Raw genomic sequence first — 4,050 nt, 5'->3', positions numbered from 1 at the left:
TAATAACTTTGACGAACAGCTTTTTTATATGTTTTATGCAAATTTTGATGCTGTAGAAAAATCAATTTTCAATGCGTTTTTCAATAACACTTTAAATGCTTTAGAACAAAGTACTGATTATGAAAATTATGATGCTAGAGCAAAACTTTTAAGCTTTTATTATACTTTTTTTGAAAATTTAGCTGCTAACAGAAGTTATGTTGTTTACGCATTAAATAAACACAAAAACAGTTTAAAGAATTTAAATGAATTACAAGATTTAAGAAAATTATTTTTAGCATTTATAGATACGTTACAAATTGAAACATTTAAAATTGAGCAAGAAAAAATTGCCAAAATGCAACAAATGGGTTTAAAAGAGTCTTATTGGATTCAATTGTTGCTAACCTTAAAGTTTTGGTTGGATGATAGTTCGACAGCATTTGAAAAAACAGATATTTTTATTGAAAAATCTGTTAATACAAGTTTTGATTTAATTGATATAAAACCTTTAAAAAGTGCTATAGATTTTGGAAAGTTTTTACTAAAAGAGAAAATGAATTTTAAAGTTTAAAATTAATAAAATGAAAACAATAGATAAAATACCTGTTTCTAAAATTCAAAGAGCATCTAAATTAGTGCAAACTGGCGCAAAAGTTGGTGTAAATTACCTTAAATATTACGGAGATAAATTAGTATCATCTGAATTAGAAGCAAAAGAAAAATTAAATCAAAATAATGCTGAAGATATTTATGATGGTTTAAAAAAACTTAAAGGAAGTGCGCTTAAAGTTGCTCAAATGCTAAGTATGGAAAAAAGTATTTTACCTCAAGCTTATGTTGAAAAATTTTCATTGGCGCAATTCTCTGTTCCTCCCCTTTCGGCACCGCTTGTAATAAAAACATTTAAAAATTATTTTGGAAAAACTCCAAATGAAATTTTTGATGAATTTAATCCAAATTCGGTAAATGCTGCTAGTATTGGCCAAGTACATAAGGCTAAAAAAAATGGAAAAACATTAGCTGTTAAAATTCAATATCCTGGAGTTGCAGGAAGTATTGCCTCGGATTTAGCATTGGTAAAACCAATTGCTATGAGTATGTTTAATATTAAAGGTAAAGATTCAGATAAATACTTTAAAGAAGTTGAAAATAAACTAATTGAAGAAACAAATTATATATTAGAAATTGAACAAAGTAAAACTGTAGCTAATGCTTGTAAACACATTCCTAATTTAAAATTTCCTACTTATTATGAAGAATTATCTTCAGAGAGAATTATTACCATGGATTGGATGCACGGTGAACATTTATCAGAATTTACAGCAAAAAATACTAACAAAACCTTAGCAAACCAATTAGGACAAGCTTTGTGGGATTTTTATATGTTTCAAATTCATATTCTTAAAAAAGTACATGCCGATCCGCATCCTGGAAATTTTTTAGTTTCAAAAGAAGGCAATTTAATTGCTTTGGATTTTGGTTGTATGAAATCTATCCCAAACTCATTTTACATTCCGTATTTTGAATTGGCAGAAAAAAAGAATTTAGAAAACAAGACCTATTTTCAAGAAAAACTATTTGAACTTGAAATTTTAAAGGAAGAAGATTCTGCAGCAGAAATTGCTTTTTTTACAGAAATGTTTCACAATATGCTAAGTTTATTTACCCAACCTTTTCATCAGGAGTATTTTGATTTTTCTAATCCCGATTTCTTTGGAAAAATTGCGGAATTAGGAGAACGGTATTCTAAAAACACAGAACTTAAAAAAATGAACGGAAATAGAGGTTCTAAGCATTTTATTTATATTAACAGAACCTTTTTTGGTTTGTATAATTTAATGTTCGATTTAAAATCTGAGCAAATAAAAATTCACAATTTTAAAACATTATAATATATTTAATTTTAAAATGTAGTTAAATAACTTAATATTGAATTTACTCAGTATTAAGTTATTTATGCAGAATTCACTTTTAAAACCGCTAAAGGCAACGCTAAAAAGAGAGTTTCTATTGTTTTAAAATAATGAATAAATTATTCTAAAATCTTTCTTATTTTTGGCTAAACACTTTTGTTATGAAATTTCGTGTATTAATTTATATCTTTTTATTATTCTTTACTATTGGTAAAACACATTCGCAGTATAAAATAATGTTCAGTAACAATTACCCACCTTATAATTATGTAAATGATTCAGGTGAACTTGTTGGATTTAATATTGACATTTTAAATGCTATAAAAAAAATATATAAAACCGAAATAAATATTGCTTCAGGTGATTGGAATACTATTAATAATTTATTAGACAAAGATAGTATACAAAGTATTGGAGGTGCTAACTTTCCAGGTTATACAGATAATTTTTTATACACCCGATCTGCAGTAAACACATCGCATTGTTTTTTATACAATAAAAATAATATTTCAAAATTTTCACTTGAAATTTTAAGATCAACAAAAGAGCCAGTTGTTGGCTTATGGAAAAATGATGTTCTTATTAATTATGTGCTATCTATAAATCCAACAGCTAAATTTATATATGTAAAAGATTATATTGAACTTGTTGAGTTAATTGATAGAAAAGATATTACTTGTATTTTTGGACAAAGAGTTGGAAGCATGTATTATGCTAAAAAACTAGGGAAAGACTATGTTATACCTTTAGAACATAGAATTTTAGAACGAAATATGGGTTTTAAAATTTCAGAAAAAAATCCAGAATTAGCTAAATTATTAGACAATGGTTTGGAAGTTATTTTAGCAAATGGGCAATATCAACTAATTTATGATAAATGGATTGGAGAGTATGATAAAGATTATAGTGGTAGCCAAATTAACCCAAAATATGTTCTGCTTATAGCAGCAATTGTTACATTAGTAATTATTGCTTTAGTAATTTTTAATTGGGTTTTACGCTCTAGAGTTCAAGAAAAAACTAAAGGTTTAAGAGATCAACTTCAGTTAAATTCAGAAATAATGATTGAACTGGAGAAACAAAAAAATATTGCTGAAGAAAGTGATAAAATGAAATCGGCATTTTTAGCAAATATGAGTCACGAAATTAGAACACCAATGAATGGTATTTTGGGTTTTGCTGATTTACTTAAAACAAACACATATTCTGTAGAAAAACAAGCGCAGTTTATTGGAATTATACAAAAAAGCGGTAACAGAATGTTAGAAACAATTAATAATATTATTGATGTTTCTAAACTAGAATCTGGACTTGAAAAACCGTCAATTAAAAAAGTTGACATTCAAAAAGTAATTCATGAACTTTTCGATTTTTTTAGTGCAGAGGCAAAATCAAAAGGTTTAAAATTAACCTTAATTGAAGATAATACTACTTTAAATACAGAATTTTATACAGATGAGTACAAGCTAAACTCAATACTTACCAACTTAATAAAAAATGCATTAAAATTCACAAAAGAAGGATTTATTGAAATTTCATACAAAATAACAAATGAGTATGCCGATTTTAAAGTAAAAGATAGCGGAATAGGAATTCCACTTGAAAAACAAAAAACAATATTTGAGCAATTTGTACAAGCAGATTTTTCGCACTCCAGTGGTTTTGAAGGTTCTGGTTTAGGGTTATCAATATCTAAAGGTTATGTAAATCTTTTAGGTGGTGAAATTAATCTTGTATCAACTCCTAATTTAGGAACTTCTTTTTTAGTTCGTATACCTAATATTGTTGATAAAAAATCAAAAATTAATGGTAATGTAGTTTTAAATTCAACAGAAAAAACTCCTGTAACAAAACAAAGTTTTATAATTGCAGAAGATGATGAAACTTCATTTTTGTTTTTAGAACAAATTCTAGAACCTATTTCAACTAAAATTATAAGAGCAAAAAATGGCGCTGAAGCTGTTGAGCTAATTAAACAATTTCCAAATACTTCAATTATATTAATGGATATAAAAATGCCAAAGTTAAATGGTTTTGAAGCTACTGAAGAAATTAGAAAATTTAATAAAACTGTTTATATTATTGCGCAATCTGCCTATACCCAAGAAAATTATAAAACAAAAGCTATAAAAGTTGGATGTAATGCTTATTTATC

General features: G+C 26.3%; 3 protein-coding genes. All 3 read left to right on the top strand.

Features of this window, described 5'->3' with window-relative positions:
• The coding region (locus ABY298_RS15305) for a TetR family transcriptional regulator C-terminal domain-containing protein (protein WP_372746921.1) at window positions 1–553 on the top strand (553 nt) is incomplete at its 5' end.
• A 10-nt stretch (window positions 554–563) separates the two neighbouring features.
• Window positions 564–1,874: an ABC1 kinase family protein gene (locus ABY298_RS15300; RefSeq protein ID WP_372746920.1), complete on the top strand. Its 1,311-nt coding sequence runs from the start codon at window positions 564–566 to the stop codon at window positions 1,872–1,874.
• 182 nt (window positions 1,875–2,056) lie between these two features.
• The coding region (locus tag ABY298_RS15295; RefSeq protein WP_372746919.1) for an ATP-binding protein at window positions 2,057–4,050 on the top strand (1,994 nt) is incomplete at its 3' end.

Origin of the sequence: Lutibacter sp., assembly GCF_041596795.1 — a bacterium.
In the GTDB taxonomy this organism is placed as follows: domain Bacteria; phylum Bacteroidota; class Bacteroidia; order Flavobacteriales; family Flavobacteriaceae; genus Lutibacter.
This window is presented reverse-complemented; position numbering and strand designations above follow the sequence as displayed.

Excerpts from the sequence above, each read along its gene's own strand:
- ABY298_RS15300 (WP_372746920.1), top strand. The coding sequence starts at position 564 with ATGAAAACAATAGATAAAATACCTGTTTCTAAAATTCAAAGAGCATCT.